Below are 17060 nucleotides of genomic sequence, written 5' to 3' on the forward strand. Positions count from 1 at the left end.
GATCGTTTATCGCCGCGCCCGCCGGCAGATGGACCACGACGCGGTTCGAACCGCGACCCGAAGACCGGAACCGTCGGTCTCGACGTCGCTACTGCGTTTCTTCCTGCAGCAGCCGCCGGAGCACGAGGTGAAGGACGCCGCCGTTCTCGACGTACTCGACTGCCATCGGGGTGTCGACCTGTGCGGTCACGTCGAACTCGGTCGTGTCGCCCTCGTCGTCCTCGGCAGTGACGGTCAGTTCTGCGTTGGGCTCGAGACCATCTTCGAGTCCCTCGATCTCGAAGTACTCGTCGCCCTCGAGGCCGAGTTCTTCCCAGCCCTCGCCGTCTTCGAACTGGAGGGGAAGGACGCCCATCCCGATGAGGTTGTCGCGGTAGATGCGCTCGTAGCTCTTGCCGATGGTCGCGCGGATCCCGAGCAGGTCGGTCCCCTTCGCGGCCCAGTCGCGACTCGAGCCAGTTCCCAGTTCCTCGCCGGCCATGACGATCAGCGGCGTGTCCTCGGCGCGGTAGCGCTCGGAGGCCTCGAACACCGTGGTCTCCTCGCCCGTCGGATGGTGGATCGTGTAGCCGCCCTCCTTGCCGTCGAGCAGCTCGTTTTTGATGCGGACGTTGGCGAACGTGCCGCGCATCATGACCTCGTGGTTGCCGCGTCGCGAGCCGTAGGTGTTGAACTCGTGGGGTTCGACGCCGCGTTCTTTGAGCCACTGGCCGGCGGGCAAGTCCTCGCCGAAGAGGCCGGCGGGGCTGATGTGGTCGGTCGTGACCGTGTCGCCGAGCGTCAGCAGCGCGCGGGCGTCTTCGACGTTCTCGACGCCGGGGGCCTCGAGCGGGAAGTCCTGGAAGAACGGCGGCTCGCGGATGTACGTCGACTCGTCATCCCAGTCGTAGACGTCGCCGGTGGGTGCGTCGAGCGCCTCCCAGCGGTCGTCGCCCTCGTAGACGCTGGCGTACTTCTCTTCGAACATCTCCGGCGAGACGCTCTCGTGGATCGTCTCGCGGATCTCCTCGCTGTCCGGCCAGACGTCCTCGAGGTACACGTCTTCGCCGTCGTCGTCGGTGCCAATCGGTTCGTTCTCGAGGTCGATATTCATCTTCCCCGCGAGGCCGTAGGCGACGACCAGCGGCGGGCTGGCGAGGTAGTTGGCCTTGATCTTCGGGTGGATGCGGGCCTCGAAGTTACGGTTGCCCGAGAGGACGCTGGTCGTCCAGAGGTCGTGCTCGTCGATGGCGTCCTCGATCGGCGCGGGCAGCGGTCCGGAGTTTCCGATACAGGTCGTACAGCCGTAGCCGACGACGTGGTAGCCGAGTTCCTCGAGGTCGTCGAGCAGGTTCGCCCGCTCCAAGTACTCCGTGACGACGCGGCTGCCGGGCGCGAGGCTCGTCTTGACGTAGTCGGGCACCTCGAGTCCCCGCTCGGCCGCGTTGCGCGCGAGCAGGCCCGCGGCGACCATCACCGACGGGTTCGAGGTGTTCGTACAGGAAGTGATCGCGCTGACGAGCACGTCGCCGTGGCCGATCTCGATCTCCGTGCCGTCCTCGAGTTCGACGGGGACCGTCTCGTTCAGTGAGAGGCCGGGGCCGGACGCGGTCGAGTCCGCAGCGGACGCGCCACTCCCGTCTCCGATCGCGGGTTCGCCACCGGGACCGATCACGCCCTGCTCTTCGAGCAGGCTCGGGAAGTGCTCGTCTAAGTCGCCCATCGGGATGCGCTGGTGGGGCTTCTTGTGGCCCGCGAGACTCGGTTCGACCTCGTCGAGGTCGAACTCGACGGTTTCGGTGTACTCGGGCTCCTGTTCGCCGAAGAGGCCCTGGGCCTCGAGGTACTCGCGGACGAGTTCGACGTGATCCTCGTCGCGACCCGTCAGTTCGAGGTACTCGAGGGTCTTCTCGTCGACGGGGAACATGCTGATGGTCGAGCCCTGTTCGGGCGCCATGTTCGAGATGGTCGCCCGGTCGGCGACCGAGAGCTGCGAGACGCCGGGGCCGAAGAACTCGACGAACTTGTCGACGACGCCGACCTCGCGGAGCTTCTCGGTGATGTGGAGCACCAGGTCCGTCGCGGTCGCGCCCTCGGGGAGCTCGCCCGACAGGCGGACGCCGACGACCTCCGGCAGCGACATGTTGATCGGCTGGCCGAGCAGCGCGGCCTCGGCCTCGATGCCGCCGACGCCCCAGCCGACGACGCCGATGCCGCCGATCATGGGGGTGTGGCTGTCCGTGCCGACGAGCGTATCAGGCAGGAGCCACTGCTCGCCGTCGACCTCGCGCTCGTGGACGACGCGCCCGAGGTGTTCTAAGTTGACCTGGTGGACGATTCCCGTCCCCGGCGGGACGACGTTGAAGTCCTCGAAGGCCCCTTCGGCCCACTTGATCGCACGGTAGCGCTCCTCGTTACGCTCGTACTCGATCTCGACGTTCTTCTCGTAGGCGTCCGCGCTGCCGAAGTGGTCGACCTGCACGCTGTGGTCGATCACGAGGTCGCAGGGGACTTCGGGCTCGACGACCGTCGGGTCGACGCCCTCGCGTTCGGCGGCCGAGCGCAGCGCCGCGAGGTCCACCACAGCCGGCACGCCGGTCAGGTCCTGCAGGACGACCCGCGAGACCGTAAACGGAACCTCGGCGTCCGGCACGTCGGGCTCCCACGCGGCCGCCGCGCGGACGGCGTCGGCGTCGACGGTGTCGCCGCCGGTCGCCGCGTTTCGAAGCACCGACTCGAGCAGTACTCGGACGCTCACGGGCAGTTTCTCGAGATCGCAGAGGCCCTGTTCCTCGAGAACCGTGAGATCGGCCATTTTGTACGTCTCGCCGTCGCGTTCGAACTCCCGAATGGCGTTCGAGAGCGGATCGGTTGACATTACGTCCCGTAAGGGACCGCGACATTTGAATCTGCCTAGATGTGGCAGTAGAGCGTATATACACCCGCAATATGGCGGTACTCGCGACTCGATACGATACCACCGGCGATCGACTCGAGCGTTCACTTTCGGTTCGGGGCGACGGCTCTTGGTCGTGGAGCGGCTACGGATGGCGAACGTGTGATATTCGTTACCAGAAAGGATAATGGACGGTGCTGGTGGACGTTCGCACATGCCCAAACGCCGCACCATCGCCGTCGCGGGAATGACCTGCACCGGCTGCGAGGACAACATCGAGAACGCACTGAAGAACGTTCCCGGCGTCCGTCGCGCCGAGGCGAATCACGACGACGAATCGGTCGAGGTCGTCATCGAAGACGACGTGGACGATCAGCGAATCGGCGACGCAGTGTACGACGCCGGCTACGAGTTCGTCGGCTGAGTCAGGACGAACGCCGGACGTACTCGACGAACGCGAAACCGTCGCGGTCGTCTCGAGAAACGTCGTCGAACGACGCTCGGTCCCAGTCGGGGAAGTACGTGTCCCCGTCGGGTTCCTCGTGGACTTCGGTCACGATCAGCCGGTCGAGCGCGGACAGGAACTGCTCGTAGACCGTCGCGCCGCCGGCGACGAAGATCCGATCCGCGGCGTCGTGTCGTTCGCGCGCAGCCGTCTCCGCCGCCTCGAGTGCCTCCTCGAGACTCCTCGCTGTGACGGCGTTCTCGGGAGTCTCGAGGTCCCGACTCGTCAGAACCACCGTCGTTCGGCCGGGCAGCGGTTCGCCCAGCGCCTCGAGGATCCCCTCGTAGGTGACCCGGCCCATGATGATGGGATGATCCATCGTGGTCTCCTTGAAGTGCTTCAGGTCCGCGGGAATGTGCCACGGCATGTCGCCGTCCTTCCCGATGACGCCGTTGTCGGCGACGGCGACGATACCCACGAGTTCGCGGTCGGTCTCGACGGGAGCGGAGTCGTCGATCGCGGTCATTCGGCCACGGCGAACTCGATGCCCTCGTGGGACTCGTAGTTCTTCAGTTCGACGTCCTCGTAGGCCAGTTCGTCGATCGAGACGTCGGCGACCTCGAGCGTCGGCCGCTCGAGCGGCTCTCGCGAGAGTTGCTCGAGCAGCCCCGGAACGTGATCGAGCCGCTCGTCGCCCTCGGCTTCGTCGGGGGCTGCGGACTCGAGCCACGACTTGACCTCGAGGTAGTCCTCGCGGTCTTCGACATCGTTGAGACGGGACTGAAGTGTCTCGAGGTTATCGGCGTACCACTCGCCGCGGTCGCCGCGGCCGCAGTAGACGTGCGTGTCGACGACGGTGTGGGCGAACGTGCCGGGCTTGAAACCGGTCTGCTGGGCGATGACCTTGGTCAGCAGCGCGTAGGCCGCGATGTTAAACGGAATCCCCAGCGCGGTGTCGCCCGAGCGCTGGGTCAGGTGGCAGTTCAGGCGGTCGCCCTGCGCGTTGAAGACGAAGGAGTAGTGACACGGCGGGAGCGTCGAGACGGCCGCGTTGGCGGGGTGCCACGCATTGACGACGAGTCGGCGTGAGTTCGGCGAATCGGAGAGCGTGTCGATGACATACTGCAGTTGGTCGAACGTTCGGCGGCCGTCCGCTTCTTCGGTGACCCACTGGTGAGTCTCGTCGGGCCAGGACTCGCCCTCGAGTTGCGCATCATCTTCCGGAATCGGGAACCGCCGCCAGAAGCGACCGTAAGCGGTGTCGAGCCGACCCTCGTCGTCGGCCCACGCGTCCCAGATCTTGGTCTCCTCACGGAGGTCGCGAATGTGTTCCTCGCCGGAGAGATACCAGCAAACTTCGTGGAGCATCGAGTTCCAACGGTAGCCGTCCATCTGCTTCGTGGTGAGCAGCGGGTAGCCGTCCTGAAGATCGACCTCGTAGTGCTCGCTGAACGACGAAATCGTGTCGACGCCGGTTCGGTTGGGCTTGTAGGTGCCCTCCGAGAGGACCGTGTCGACTAACTCGAGGTACTGTCGCATTGAGAGTGACGTTCAGACCGTGCGAATTTATCCGTATCGGTCCCGCGTATCGCGCCCGTCGAGGGACGAAGAACGTCTCACCGCCTCTCGATTCGTCCGCCAGCGCCCACTGCGAGCGTTCACCGCACACCCACTGTGAATCCGGCTGCGGATTTTAGTGGCTGCACGTCGGGCTAACAGGTTGTGGCGCTCGATGGTCTCGTTCACGACGAGCGGACGAACGCCGTCGTCGGCTGGCTACTGCTCGGTATCGTGACTGTCGATGCGGTCGAAAATCTCCTGCGAGACGTTCCCCTGTGGGGCGGGTTCGAACTCTTCGTCGTCGCCGTCGCATCGGTGCCGGCATTGGTGACCCGCGACTGGACAGCGATGGTCCCGTGGCCGATCCTCTCGATCACCGCGTTCGCGGTGCTCGCCGGGACGACCGTCGTTCCGTTCGAAACGACCGTCTATCTCGCCATCGCGTCGCTCGCGTTCGTCGTGGTCGTCGAACTCGAGGCGTTTACGTCGGTGCGACTGACCTCTCGATTCGCGGTCGGCTTCGCGGTGCTGACGACGCTCGCGCTGCAGGCGCTGTGGACGATCGCGCAGTTCTACTCGGACGCGTGGCTCGGGACCGACTTCCTGCGCACGCAGACGGAACTCCAGTGGGACTTCGTCGTCGTCACGGCCGTCGGACTCGTGCTGGGGGCGATTTTCCAGTGGTATTTCGTCCGATTCGAATCGGTCGGCACCGCCGGCGAGCGAACGAACGGGACGGGATCGCGATGACGCTCAGCGATCGGCTGGGGCTGTCCGATTCGCAGGAGCGACGCGCCGTTCGGCTCCTCCAGCTCGCATTGGTCGGACTCGTCGGGTACGGACTGGTGTCGATGCGGTTCGCCATCGCCGCGACCGGCGGATTCGCGCTCGCGATCACGCTCCTGCCGGCGGCGTTGCGCCGGGAGTACGGCTACTCGATGGACGTCGGCCTGGTCCTCTGGATCACCGTCGCCATGATCCTCCACACCGTCGGCTCGATCTGGCTGTACGCGTGGTTCCAGTGGTACGACGAGATCACACACACGGTCTCGGCGACGATCATCGCGGGGATCGGCTACGCCTCGTTTCGGGCGTTCGAGTTGCACTCCGACGACATCGACGTCCCGCCGGCGTTCCGAGCGGTATTCATCGTCGTCTTCGTCCTCGCGGCCGGCGTCGTCTGGGAAGTGCTGGAGTTCGCCCTCGGTGGGGTCGTCACCGTCTACGGCATCGACGACATCGTCACCGATTTCGTCTTCAACGCGGTCGGGGCGGTGATCATGGCGGTCTGGGGGACCGGTTACGTCGGCGGTCTCGTCGGGTTCTTCCGCCGCCGGCTACGGTCCGACGCCGAGGGCTAGGCGAGCCACCGACGCCGAACACCTTCACTTCCACTCCGGTGTCCAAACCCTCTTTGTCGCCGCCCGCCTCCCGACCATCAATGACCGCTCGAGCCGGCGTCCGCCTCCTCGCCCTTCCGCCGTCGGCGCTGGCCAATCGTCCTATCGCGACCCTCGAAGACCTCGATCGAACCCTCAAGCCCGACGCCGTCTGGGTGCTGGGGCCGGCCCGCGAGCCGCAGGCGTTCGCCCGGGCTCGCAGCGCGTTCGACGCGCCGGCGTTTCACCCGCCGCTCGAGACCGGCGGAAGCGAGCCGGTTCACCGGCGCGTGATCGCCGACAGCGATGGAACCGAACTCGAGATCGCCGTCGCCCAGAGTCTCCGAGCGCTTCGGTCCGCGCCCGAAGCCGCCTCGAGCGCGCTCGGCGATGGGAACGACCGCAGTGCGCTCGTCTGCGACGACGTGACGACGACCGTCCGGCCGACGGCCCTCGAGACTCGCCTCGAGGGCGCCGAGACGCTAGCCAGTGCGCTTCCGGCGGGAACGGTCACGTCCGTCCTGACGGGGTCCGAGCCCGCGGAGTACGACGAGTTGTGGCACCTTGAGCCCGAAACCGGCGCGGTCCGTGGCGTCGACCACGAGTTACGCGCCGAGGTCGGACCGCTCGACGAGGACTGCGTCTCCGTCCGCGTTCGGGGTGCCGGTCCCGTCGAGGGGTACGGTCGTTCCCGATCGATCGCGGTGCTGACGCTCTCCGCGGACGGCGTTGAGCGCGTCGAGACGCACGACGTGACCGACTTCGGCCTCGAGGCCGTCTCCGGAATCGGACCGAAGACCGCGGAGCGACTCGCAGAGCGCGGCGTGACGACCCGTACGGAACTGCTCGAGACGCCGCTGGAGACACTCGCGGCGCTGCCGAACGTCGGCCGCGACGGCGCCCGGACGATGCACGAACACGCGCGAGTCCTCGAGACGGGCGAGCCACGACGGCGTACCGACGAGTCGCTGCCGGGGGAGGACTGGCACGAGCCGCCGCTGTGTGTCGACATCGAGACCGACGGCCTCTCGCCGACGATTATCTGGCAGATCGGCGTCTACGACCCCGTCGCGGACACCTACCGGGCGTTCGTCGAGCGCGACGATCCAACGGACCCAGGGTCGGTGCTCGAGGCCTTCTGCGACTGGTTGCTGGGAATGCACCCGAACCGTGCGCTGCTCACGTGGAACGGCTGGGGATTCGACTACCGACATCTGGGCGCCTTTATCGCGAAGCACGTCCCCTACTACGCCGACGAGTGGGAGTCGATCCCCAAGTTCGATCTCTACCTCTGGGCCGTGAAAAACGACAACGCCCTGCTGCCCGGCCGGACCAACAAACTCGAGGCCGTCGCCGACGCGCTCGGCTACGAGGACGCGGCGACGGGACTCGACGGCGCGGCGACGGCGGCGGCCTATCAGCGGTTCATGCGCACGGGCGCGGAACTCGAGTGGGACCGCCACGAGGCCTACTGCGAGGACGACTGCCGGGCGCTCTGGCACGTCTACGAGCGCCTGCGGGAAGCGACGACGCCCTCAGAATCGTCGTTCGAGGGCGGTTCGGTCCCGAGTCGGACCGACCCGAGCGGTTCGGCCTCGTCGGCTGCGTCCTCGCGCACGAGCGCATCTGGGTCCGGGGCGACCGACTCCGGATCGAGAGGAACAGCGACGCAACGCGACGCGAGCAGCGATACCGACAGCGAACAGACCGGACTGAGTGATTTCTAACGCATGAGTAGCGACCACGAATCCGAACGGTACGACACCGACGGGGCGGACGTCCCGGTCACGGGCGACGAACTGGTCGACACCTTCCCCGGCTACCGCGACGAGGGCGATATCACGGTCCTCGAGCGTCCCGGCCGCGAGGCGTCAACGGTGCCCAACGAGCGCGCGCTCCGCCCCGAACTGGCCGAACCGCTCGAGCACGACCTCTACGCCCACCAGGCCGAGGCCCTCGAGGCGCTGGCCCGTGAAGAGAACGTCTGCGTCGCGACGAGCACGTCCTCGGGGAAGACCCGAATCTACGCGCTCCAGATCGCCAGGAACTACCTCGAGGCCCGCGCTCGGGGCGAGGACGCCACGGCGTACGTTCTCTACCCGACGAAGGCGCTCTCGCGCGATCAGGAGCGCGAGTTGAACGACCTCTTCGACCAGTTGGGCCTCGAGATCACGGTCCGCGTCTACGACGGCGACACCGAGCGCGGGAGCAACCGCAAGCGGATCCGCGAGGAGGCCGACGTCATCATCTCGAACTTCGCGGGCGTGAACACGTACCTCCACGACCACGACCGCTGGGCGCGGTTCCTCTCGGCTTGTGACCTCGTCGTGATCGACGAGTCCCACACCTACACGGGCGTTCACGGGATGCACGTCGCCTGGATCGTCCGCCGGCTGAAGCGGGTCCTCGAATACTATGACGCAGACCCGCAGTTCGTCCTGACGAGCGCGACGATCGGCAACCCGGGCGAGCACTCCGCGGCACTGATCGACGAGTCCGTGACCGTCGTCGACGAGGACGGCTCGCCGACGGGGCCGCGGGATCTGGTGCTCTGGAATCCGCCGCCGCGGGCCCGCGAGGACGAGCGAAGCGAGTCCTCGGAGACGCGAACGGGAGCGACGCGGGCCGAGCGCAGCGAGGGCCGCGAGGATTCAGACGACGAGCGAGACGAATGGGGCGAGAACGATGCCGACACCGAATCGGACGACCCCGCGGACGCCGTCGTCGAGCGCGTCCCCGCCACCGTCGAGGCCCCGCGAATGCTCTCGCATCTGACCTACCACGACGCCCAGACGCTGCTCTTTGCCCCCTCGAGGAAGCTCGCCGAACTCTCGGTCAAGCGGGCGTCGAAACACCGCCACGACAACCGGCGCTACTACGCGAATCCCGACCGCGGCAGCGCGATCGAGCCCTACCACGCGGGTCACTCGCGGAAGAAGCGCCACGGGACCGAACACCAGCTCAAGACCGGCGTGCTCGACGGCGTCGCCTCGACCAACGCCCTCGAGCTGGGGATCAACATCGGCGAGATGGACGCGACGGTCCAGCTCGGCTACCCGGGACAGCGCCAGTCGTTCTGGCAGCAGATCGGCCGCGCGGGTCGCGGGACCAAGCGCGCCCTGTCGGTGCTCGTGGCCGAACACCGCACCCTCGACCAGTACGTCGTGAACAATCCCGACTACCTCCTCGAGTCCGACGTCGAGGACGCGGTCGTCGACGTGGACAACGACGCGGTGTTCGCCCAGCACCTGCGCTGTGCGGCCGACGAACTCGCCGTCGACGACTCAGATATCGGCGGGCTCGCCGACCGCGAGCGCCTCGAGCGGGCGATCGAGATGTGGCGACGCGCGGGCCAGTTGCGAGGGAGTCTCGAGACGGGCGTCTCCTACGTCGGCCCGCCGCGACCACAGCAGACGATTTCGCTGTACGCGACGACGGGCGAGGAGTACGAGGTCGACCTCGCGGACGGCGTCGACGAACGCCACGATCCGGGAATGGAGCCGCTGGCGAGGGAGCGCGTGCTGCGGGACTTCCACGAGGGCGCGGTTCGGCTACACCAGGGCCAGCAGTACGAGGTCGTCGACGTCGACCACGACGCGCCTCGGCCCTCGGTGACGGTCCGCCCGACGGACGTCGACTACTACACGCGGACCCGGACCGACGTCACGGTCCTCGACGCGGTCTCGGAGGAGTCGCGGGACATCGGCAACTTCACGCTGCACTTCGGCCGCGGGCGGGTACTCGTCTACCATGGCACCTACGACAAGGTCGCGGTCCACGGCGGCAAGCGCAAAGAGCAGGGGATTCCCACGGAGAACCCGCCGCTCGAGATGGAAACTCAACTGTGCTGGCTCGAGGTACCACAACGAATCGAGCGGGCGCTGATCGAGAAGTACCGAGAGTTCGAGGTGCCCGAACTCGAGGACGGCCTCGCCGGAACAGCCCACCTCGGCTACGCGGGCGGGCTCCACGCCGCTGAGCACGCGACCATCGGCGTCGCCCCGCTCGAGTTGATGGTCGACAAGCGCGACCTCGGTGGACTGGCGACGCTGACGATCGACTCGCATCTCGATCAGGACGCGGGCGCAGATAGCGGGGGCGGTATGGGTCCGGGTACTGGGCCCGCGGGCGCGAGCGGCGACGGCGCACCGCGAAACATCGCCGCGGCCGAGGCCACGGTCCGGGAGATCGCACAGGGCCTCGAGCGCACCCCCGCCAGCGGCTGGTTCATCTACGACGGCATCGAGGGCGGGCTGGGCTTCGCGCGGGCGATCTACGAGAACTACGAGGCCGTCGCCGAGCGCGCTCGAGACCTCATCGCGGACTGCGACTGCGGGAACGTCGACGGCTGTCCGGCCTGCGTGATGGACGATCAGTGCGGCAACGACAACCAGCCGCTGCACCGCGACGCGGCCGTCGATGTACTGGATCAGTTGCTGGGTGAGGCGGACGAGACCGCGCTCGAGGCACACCTCCCAGACGAGGAGTACGGCGGGGACCGACGGCCGCCGCTGTTCTACGCCTGACGGAGGTGCTCACGGTCCGTTCGCCGCCAGCCACTGCAACGTCCACGGACTTGTGAATCCGTTCGGTACGTAAGATATGGCACCCCACGTTCTCGTTCCGTACGACGACCCGGAGCTAGCCGCTGCCGCGCTGGAGCACGCGTTGACCGAGTTTTCGACCGGGGAAATCACGGTCCTCCACGTGTTCGAGCCGGCGGACAACTACGACGGGACGAACACGGCGGTGGTCTCCGAAGCGGAGACGGAGGACGAATCCCTCGACGAGGGCGACGACTCGATCCTGAGCCGGGCTCGAAAACGAGCGATCTCACAGGACCGAACGCTGCTGACGGCGCGAACGGCGGGTGATCGACCGAACGCCGTCCACGAGTACGCCGCCGAACACGACATCGATCACATCGTCGTCGGTGGCCGAGAACAGGACGGCGAGAGCCAGTTTCTCGAGCAGCAACTCGCGGACGACGTCGCCTCCGGGTCGCCGGTCCCGGTAACGATCGTCTAACCCATCCACAATCGTGTATACTTTTAGCTCACGGAAAGAGCAACGCTTACAGGTTCGTGCGTCCCGCTTTCGATCATGCGAGAGAACGTGCTCCTGATCGGCGGCGGTGGCCGCGAACACGCCATCGCTCGCGCGCTCGAGGACAGCGAGGCCGACCTCTACGCCTGTGCGGGGAACCGAAATCCGGGCATCGCGGAGATCGCGACCGACTTCGAGACGCTCGAGACGACGAATCCGAAGGCCGTCGTCGAGTACGCGGAGGACGTCGGCGCGACGATCGCCGTCATCGGCCCCGAGTCGCCGCTGGAAGCCGGCGTCGCGGACGAACTCGAGGCCGCGGGGGTCTACCCGTTCGGCCCGAAGGAGGAAGATGCCCGAATCGAGACGGACAAGGCGTTCCAGCGCCGGTTCATGCAGGAGAACGACGTCCCGGGCTGTCCGGACTTCGAGACCTTCGACGACATGGACGCGGCCTGTGACTTCATCGACGAGTACGACGGCGACCTCGCGATCAAGCCCGCCGGCCTCACTGGCGGGAAGGGCGTGAAGGTCATCGGCGATCAGGTCACCGCCGAGGAGGGCAAGGAGTACATCCGCGAGTCCGACTACGACCGGATCGTCTTAGAGGAGCGGCTGATCGGCGAGGAGTTCACGATCCAGGCGTTCGTCGCCAACGGCGAGTTCCGCACCGCGCCCGCGGTTCAGGACCACAAGCGCGCCTACGAGGGCGACGAGGGGCCGAACACGGGCGGGATGGGAAGCTACTCCGACGCGACGACCCACCTCCCCTTCATGACCGAGGACGAGTACGACGAGGCCGTCTCGATCATCGAGGCGACCGTCGACGCCCTCGAGGACTATCGGGGCATCCTCTACGGCCAGTTCATGCTGACCGAGACCGGCCCCCGCGTCGTCGAGTTCAACGCCCGCTTCGGCGACCCCGAGGCGATGAACACCCTGCCAGTCCTCGAGACGGACTTCCTCGATGTGCTCACCGCGGCCCGGGACGGCGAGGCCCCCCCGGAGCTCGAGCTCGCCTCCCAGGCGACGGTCTGTAAGTACGCCGTCCCCGAGGGCTACCCGACCGATCCCGGGGCCGGCGCGAAGGTGCAGGTCGACGAGGACAGCGCCGGCGACGCCCTGCTCTACTACGCCAGCGTGAACGAGCGCGACGACGGCATCTACACGACCACGTCGCGCGCGTTCGCCCTCGTCGGCGTCGCCGACTCGATCACCGAGGCCGAGGAGATCGCGGAGGACGCCCTCGAGGTCGCCGGCGACGAGGGGCTCCACGTGCGCCACGACATCGGCAAACCCGACCTCGTCCAGCGCCGCATCGATCACATGAACGAGATCCGCGGGGAGTAACTCGCGGGTCGTCGCGCGCGGTTCCCTGATAGAACCGCTTCTCTGCGGGCCGAGAGAACGGACCGCCGACGCACGCGCGATCGGCGAAACGGTGTCGGCCGCAGTCCTACGCCTGTTGATCCTGCCCGCCGGTGAATTCCTCGGTCTCGTCCGACACCGACGACTGGACGTCGTCCGTATCGACGGGCGATCCCAGTTCGTCCTGGTTGATCGCGTCGTCGAGCGTCTGCGTGTCGGTTACGGCCTGCAGGCCGTCCTCCTGAACGGCCGATTTGATCGACTCGGCGTCGATGGCCGAATCGAGCGTCGCGTCGTCGGCGTTGGTCTGCGATTTCAGCGCGCGGCGAACGGCGACGTATCCGGCCAGGACGATCCCTCCCGACGCGATCGCGCCCGGAATGCCGTACCGTTTGTACCCGAACTTCACCGCTTTCTTGCCGACCGTGAATGCGCCGATCATTGTACGCCGTGTTCGCACGGACGGCGGAAGTGCAGCGGGCTTTCGTACGACGACGTGCGGATTCAGCCGCCCGACGACGGGCCGTCACTCGAGTCGCGACTCGGCGTCCGCCATCGCCTCGAGCAGCAGCTCCGTTCCAAGATCGATCTCGCGTTCGGTGACGGAAAGCGGCGGCAGCAGGCGCAGCGTCTTGTAGCCACAGCCCAACGTGAGCAGCCCGCGCTGGAAGGCCGCCTCGAGGACGGCCTCGCGGCGCTCCTTGGTATCGAACTCGACGGCGAGCATCAGTCCCCGACCCCGGACCTCGAGAGCGCCGGGCGCGTCGCCGTCAGCGATGGCGTCCTCGAGGCGCTCCCGTAACTGTCGGCCGCGCTCGCGGGCGTTGGCAAGCAGGTTCTCTTCGTGGATGGTATCGATCGTCAGCGCGCCCTGTAGCGAGGCGATGATGTCGCCGGCGCCCCACGTCGAAGAGAGGCGGCTCTTCTCGGCGGGAAACACGTCCGATCGGGATATCGTCGCGCCGACGCGCAGCCCCTTCCCGGCCGTGATGACGTCCGGCGTGAGATCGAGGTGGTCGACGGCCCATAGCTCGCCCGTCCGGCCGATTCCGGACTGGATTTCGTCGGCGACGATGTTGAGATCGTACCGATCGCGAAGCGCCTCGAGGTCTCGCGCGAACTCGGGGTGGGCGACCCGGTAGCCGCCCTCGCCCTGGATCGGCTCGAGGATCAGGTAGGCGACCTCGTCGGGATCGATCACGCCGCGCTCGGGGTGGAGTTTGTCCGCGACGACGTTGCCGCCCGGACCGTCGGTGCGCCAGCGACGCTCGTACTCCCCGTCGGTCGAAGGGTAGGGAACGCTGACGACGCCCGGAATCTCGGGGTATCCTCGGCGGTGGACGGCCTTCGAGCGGTTCAGGGAGAGCGCGCCCAGCGTACGGCCGTGGAAGGCCCCGTCGAAGGTGAATGCGCGGTGGCCGCCCGCGGCGTAGCAGATCTTGATGGCGTTCTCGACCGCTTCGGCGCCGGAGTTCGAGAGGAAGACCCGATCCATATCGAACTGGTCTGTCATCGCGACCAAGCGATCCATCAACTGGGTCGGCCCCGGAAAGTCGGGGTCCTCGGGGGCGCCCCCGCCGCTGACGTAGAAGTCCTGACCGGCGATCTTCAGCGGATCGACGAGATCGAATTCCTCGAGTTTCTCGCGGACCGCGGGGTGGTTGTACCCCAGCGGCGCCGCGGCGACGTGACTCGTGAAGTCCAGCAGGACGTTGCCGTCGACGTCGGTACAGAACGGCCCGACGGCCTCGGCGGTCGCGTCCCAGACGAACTCGTAGACGTATGTACTCGGCGCGGCGAACTCGTGGTGGTAGTCGGCCCACTGTCTGGCGCGTTTGTCGGGGATCGTCCCGACCTGCGGTTCGACCGTATCGCGGTCCATACCCTGTGTTATCACGCGAAAGTGAAATAGGCGCCGACGGACGAAGGCATCTGAGACCGGACCGCCCTGCGCCGACGGTTCGTTCGCGACCGGAACGGTCGCGCTCGGTCCGCTGATCGACGATCACCCGTTCCACGGCCGGCGATGGCTGAACTCTCAGGCTGTGTACTGTGTTAACATCCCGTATATCTTCGGACGGGGTGGGAGACAATGGCAGAAACGACATCGGATCCGAAGGGCCTCGCGGAGGAATACGCGGCGATCTGGAACGAGCAGGAGTTCTCGCGGCTGTCAAACGTCGTCGCCGACTCGTTCACGTTCACGTCGCCGACCAGCGGGACAATCGAGGGGCGCGAGGACTTCGAAGCGTACGCGAGAGAGACCGTGGCGGCGTTTCCGGACTTCGAGATCACCGTTCACGAAATGCTTGCCGGAGAGGACCTCGTGATGGCGGAAGGGACGCTCTCGGGAACCCACGAGGGGGAGTTCGACGGGATCTCACCGACCCACGAGACGTTCGAAATTCGAGACATGGCGCGGTTCGTCGTCGAAGACGGCAAGCTACAGGAAGAGCGCGCGTTCTTCGATCGGCAGGAACTCTTCGACCAGCTCCGGCTCCTCGAGGAGTGACGGCGGTCCCCTTTTCCCATTTGTCGCTCGGATGCTCACGTTAGACGACGATCGCGACCGTCGCGAGCGCACCGCCGAGCAGCAGTAGGCCGCTGTAGATCGCCACCTGATTGCGGAAGCCGTCGTTCGAAGACGTCGACGCGAGCAGGGCCTTGACGACGATGCTCGAGACGGTCGCCAGCAGGATGGCGATGGTCGCCTCCGCGGGCCCCAGCTGGCCGCCCCGATAGAGGACGACCGCCGAGGTAGTCGCGCCGGCGCTCGAGACGAAGCCGCTGGCGACGGCGGTGGCGTAAAAGCCGAGCGTCCCGAACCAGGTCTCGGCCAGCGACCCGAAGACGAGTACGACGAGGAAGACGGCGCCGAAGGCGAGGGCGTTCTTCATCGAGAAGGGGCTCTCGAGTTCGATCGGGCCGGACTCGTCCCAGTCGGCGGTCCAGGCGGCGACGGCGAACGCGACCAAGATCACCGCGCCCAGCGGGACGATCGCCTCGAGGAGGACCGGGGTCCCGCTGCCGACGGTGAACCCGACGGCGATGGCGAGGTTGCGAACGGCCATCGCCGCGTTGGCCAGCAAGATCGCGGCGACGGCATAAGAGGCGGCCTCGGGGCGCTGATTGACGTGATCGAGCATCGTCCCGACGACGGCCGTCGAGGAGGCCAACCCGCCGAAGAACCCGGTCACGGCGATGCCGCGGCCGCCGTAGGTGGAGACGATCGCGTAGTTGGCGATGCCGATGCCGGCGACCGCGACGACCATCAGCCAGATCACCTGGGGCTCGAGCGGGATCGAGATGCCGCCGACCTCCGCGGTGACCTTGGCAGGGAGGACCGGGTAGATGACGAACGCGAGGATGGCGAACTCGATCGTCGAGCGCATCTCCTCGTGGGAGAGCCCCCACGCGAACTCGTGGAGCTCCCGCTTTAACACCAGTAGGAGCGACGAGAGGACGGCGACGGTGACCCCCTCGATGATGAAGCCGGCGGCGACCAGCACGCCGACGCCGTAGGACATGAGCATCGAGACCGACGTCGTCAGCGAGAGGCCGGCGTCATCATCGCTCATCAGCCCCTGGACCGCCAACAGAACGCCCTGTACGATCACGAGCAGGCCACCGAGGACCAGGAGGGCCTCGCCGACCTCGCTCTCGAAGACCAGGATGGTAAAGACCGCCCCGAGGAGACTGATCAGCGAGAACGTCCGGATCCCGGCGGACTTCTGGGACCACTCCCGCTCGAGGCCGAGGAACATCCCCAAGGCCCCGGCCAGCGCGATTCGGACGACCGTCTCGTCCAGCGGCGCGTCGGCGATCTGCAACGCAATCTCGTTCACTGTCGGTCGTTCACGGCGAATTACCATAAACGGCGCGCTGACTCTCGCGGCGACCGTCGCCTCGAGAGGCGGACGGAAACGCGCAAAAACGACGCGAGGTTCGAGAGCAGCAGGTGACGAGGCGACCGGCTACGCCGAATCGCGAACCCGCGAGCGAAGCGGTCGGGCGCGATCGAGCCACGCGTTTCGTGCTACGGAGCGGACGGCCCGTCGATCACAGATCGACGTACTGTCCTTCCCACTCGCGACGGGCCTCGAGTTCGCGGCGACCGCGCCGGGTCAGCGTATAGAAGTTCGTCCGGCGGTCGCGCCGCCCCTTCTCGACGAGGCCCTTGTCGACGAGGGTATCGAGGTTCGGGTAGAGTCGACCGTGGTGGATCTCCTTCTCGTAGTAGTTCTCGAGTTCCTCCTTGATCGCCAGTCCGTGGGGCTCCTCCTCGCCGGCGATGACGTACAGCAGGTCTCGCTGGAATCCTGTCAGGTCGTACATTGGGAAAGTACCAGTTGCACTTACTGTCGAAATTTAATAAGGCTATCGGGTT

15 protein-coding genes are annotated in these 17060 nt (G+C 66.8%); 8 read left to right on the plus strand and 7 right to left on the minus strand.

Annotated elements, in window-relative coordinates; genetic code table 11:
- Positions 1-88 precede the first annotated feature (88 nt).
- A complete protein-coding gene (gene acnA, locus HTUR_RS08235; protein WP_012942860.1) occupies positions 89-2857 on the minus strand; it encodes an aconitate hydratase AcnA in 2769 nt (922 codons plus the stop codon).
- Between the two features lie 232 nt (positions 2858-3089).
- On the opposite strand from acnA, the gene HTUR_RS08240 reads away from it, so the two are divergent.
- The gene (locus HTUR_RS08240; protein WP_012942861.1) at positions 3090-3299 is read left to right on the plus strand and encodes a heavy-metal-associated domain-containing protein; all 210 of its coding nucleotides are present in this window, start codon (positions 3090-3092) and stop codon (positions 3297-3299) included.
- A gap of 1 nt (position 3300) precedes the next feature.
- On the opposite strand, the gene HTUR_RS08245 is transcribed toward HTUR_RS08240, so the two are convergent.
- Positions 3301-3846, minus strand: coding sequence for a dihydrofolate reductase (locus tag HTUR_RS08245; protein WP_012942862.1), 546 nt, complete (start codon positions 3844-3846; stop codon positions 3301-3303).
- On the minus strand, positions 3843-4859 hold the full coding sequence (gene thyA, locus HTUR_RS08250; RefSeq protein WP_012942863.1) for a thymidylate synthase: 1017 nt from the start codon (positions 4857-4859) through the stop codon (positions 3843-3845). Before thyA ends, HTUR_RS08245 begins: the two co-directional genes overlap by 4 nt.
- Before the next feature lie 183 nt (positions 4860-5042).
- Between thyA and HTUR_RS08255 the strand changes: the two genes are divergently transcribed.
- The 6 genes from HTUR_RS08255 to purD all read left to right on the plus strand — a co-directional run bounded on the left by HTUR_RS08255 (position 5043) and on the right by purD (position 12655).
- Entirely contained in the window at positions 5043-5630 is a 588-nt protein-coding gene (locus HTUR_RS08255) for a hypothetical protein (RefSeq protein WP_012942864.1), read from the plus strand.
- Positions 5627-6241 (plus strand): hypothetical protein, encoded by a 615-nt coding sequence (locus HTUR_RS08260; RefSeq protein WP_012942865.1) that lies wholly within the window; start codon positions 5627-5629, stop codon positions 6239-6241. Before HTUR_RS08255 ends, HTUR_RS08260 begins: the two co-directional genes overlap by 4 nt.
- A gap of 80 nt (positions 6242-6321) precedes the next feature.
- Positions 6322-7986: a ribonuclease H-like domain-containing protein gene (locus tag HTUR_RS08265; protein WP_012942866.1), complete on the plus strand. Its 1665-nt coding sequence runs from the start codon at positions 6322-6324 to the stop codon at positions 7984-7986.
- Positions 7987-7989: 3 nt separating this feature from the next.
- Complete coding sequence (locus HTUR_RS08270; protein ID WP_012942867.1) at positions 7990-10785, plus strand: DEAD/DEAH box helicase; 2796 nt, start codon at positions 7990-7992, stop codon at positions 10783-10785.
- A gap of 76 nt (positions 10786-10861) precedes the next feature.
- The gene (locus tag HTUR_RS08275) at positions 10862-11287 is read left to right on the plus strand and encodes a universal stress protein (RefSeq protein ID WP_012942868.1); all 426 of its coding nucleotides are present in this window, start codon (positions 10862-10864) and stop codon (positions 11285-11287) included.
- A gap of 75 nt (positions 11288-11362) precedes the next feature.
- Positions 11363-12655, plus strand: a complete 1293-nt coding sequence (purD, locus tag HTUR_RS08280) for a phosphoribosylamine--glycine ligase (protein ID WP_012942869.1) — start codon at positions 11363-11365, stop codon at positions 12653-12655.
- Between the two features lie 106 nt (positions 12656-12761).
- On the opposite strand, the gene HTUR_RS08285 is transcribed toward purD, so the two are convergent.
- Together HTUR_RS08285 and HTUR_RS08290 are read right to left on the minus strand one after the other, a co-directional pair.
- On the minus strand, positions 12762-13115 hold the full coding sequence (locus tag HTUR_RS08285) for a hypothetical protein (protein ID WP_012942870.1): 354 nt from the start codon (positions 13113-13115) through the stop codon (positions 12762-12764).
- Positions 13116-13199: 84 nt separating this feature from the next.
- Positions 13200-14555 (minus strand): aminotransferase class III-fold pyridoxal phosphate-dependent enzyme, encoded by a 1356-nt coding sequence (locus HTUR_RS08290; protein ID WP_012942871.1) that lies wholly within the window; start codon positions 14553-14555, stop codon positions 13200-13202.
- 210 nt (positions 14556-14765) lie between these two features.
- Here HTUR_RS08290 and HTUR_RS08295 point away from each other — a divergent pair, with 210 nt between their 5' ends.
- On the plus strand, positions 14766-15185 hold the full coding sequence (locus tag HTUR_RS08295) for an ester cyclase (protein WP_012942872.1): 420 nt from the start codon (positions 14766-14768) through the stop codon (positions 15183-15185).
- Positions 15186-15225: 40 nt separating this feature from the next.
- Here HTUR_RS08295 and HTUR_RS08300 read toward each other — a convergent pair whose 3' ends face one another.
- Positions 15226-16518, minus strand: a complete 1293-nt coding sequence (locus HTUR_RS08300) for an MgtC/SapB family protein (protein WP_049941660.1) — start codon at positions 16516-16518, stop codon at positions 15226-15228.
- 214 nt (positions 16519-16732) lie between these two features.
- The gene (locus HTUR_RS08305) at positions 16733-17008 is read right to left on the minus strand and encodes a PadR family transcriptional regulator (protein WP_008895436.1); all 276 of its coding nucleotides are present in this window, start codon (positions 17006-17008) and stop codon (positions 16733-16735) included.
- Positions 17009-17060 lie beyond the last annotated feature (52 nt).

This window comes from Haloterrigena turkmenica DSM 5511 (assembly GCF_000025325.1).
Taxonomy (GTDB): Archaea; Halobacteriota; Halobacteria; order Halobacteriales; family Natrialbaceae; genus Haloterrigena; species Haloterrigena turkmenica.

Coding starts and splice junctions, on each gene's coding strand:
- HTUR_RS08240 (WP_012942861.1), top strand. CDS start 3,090: ATGCCCAAACGCCGCACCATCGCCGTCGCGGGAATGACCTGCACCGGC.
- thyA (WP_012942863.1), bottom strand. CDS start 4,859: ATGCGACAGTACCTCGAGTTAGTCGACACGGTCCTCTCGGAGGGCACC.
- HTUR_RS08275 (WP_012942868.1), top strand. CDS start 10,862: ATGGCACCCCACGTTCTCGTTCCGTACGACGACCCGGAGCTAGCCGCT.
- HTUR_RS08290 (WP_012942871.1), bottom strand. CDS start 14,555: ATGGACCGCGATACGGTCGAACCGCAGGTCGGGACGATCCCCGACAAA.
- HTUR_RS08265 (WP_012942866.1), top strand. CDS start 6,322: ATGACCGCTCGAGCCGGCGTCCGCCTCCTCGCCCTTCCGCCGTCGGCG.
- HTUR_RS08285 (WP_012942870.1), bottom strand. CDS start 13,115: ATGATCGGCGCATTCACGGTCGGCAAGAAAGCGGTGAAGTTCGGGTAC.
- HTUR_RS08260 (WP_012942865.1), top strand. CDS start 5,627: ATGACGCTCAGCGATCGGCTGGGGCTGTCCGATTCGCAGGAGCGACGC.
- purD (WP_012942869.1), top strand. CDS start 11,363: ATGCGAGAGAACGTGCTCCTGATCGGCGGCGGTGGCCGCGAACACGCC.
- acnA (WP_012942860.1), bottom strand. CDS start 2,857: ATGTCAACCGATCCGCTCTCGAACGCCATTCGGGAGTTCGAACGCGAC.
- HTUR_RS08270 (WP_012942867.1), top strand. CDS start 7,990: ATGAGTAGCGACCACGAATCCGAACGGTACGACACCGACGGGGCGGAC.
- HTUR_RS08245 (WP_012942862.1), bottom strand. CDS start 3,846: ATGACCGCGATCGACGACTCCGCTCCCGTCGAGACCGACCGCGAACTC.
- HTUR_RS08305 (WP_008895436.1), bottom strand. CDS start 17,008: ATGTACGACCTGACAGGATTCCAGCGAGACCTGCTGTACGTCATCGCC.
- HTUR_RS08295 (WP_012942872.1), top strand. CDS start 14,766: ATGGCAGAAACGACATCGGATCCGAAGGGCCTCGCGGAGGAATACGCG.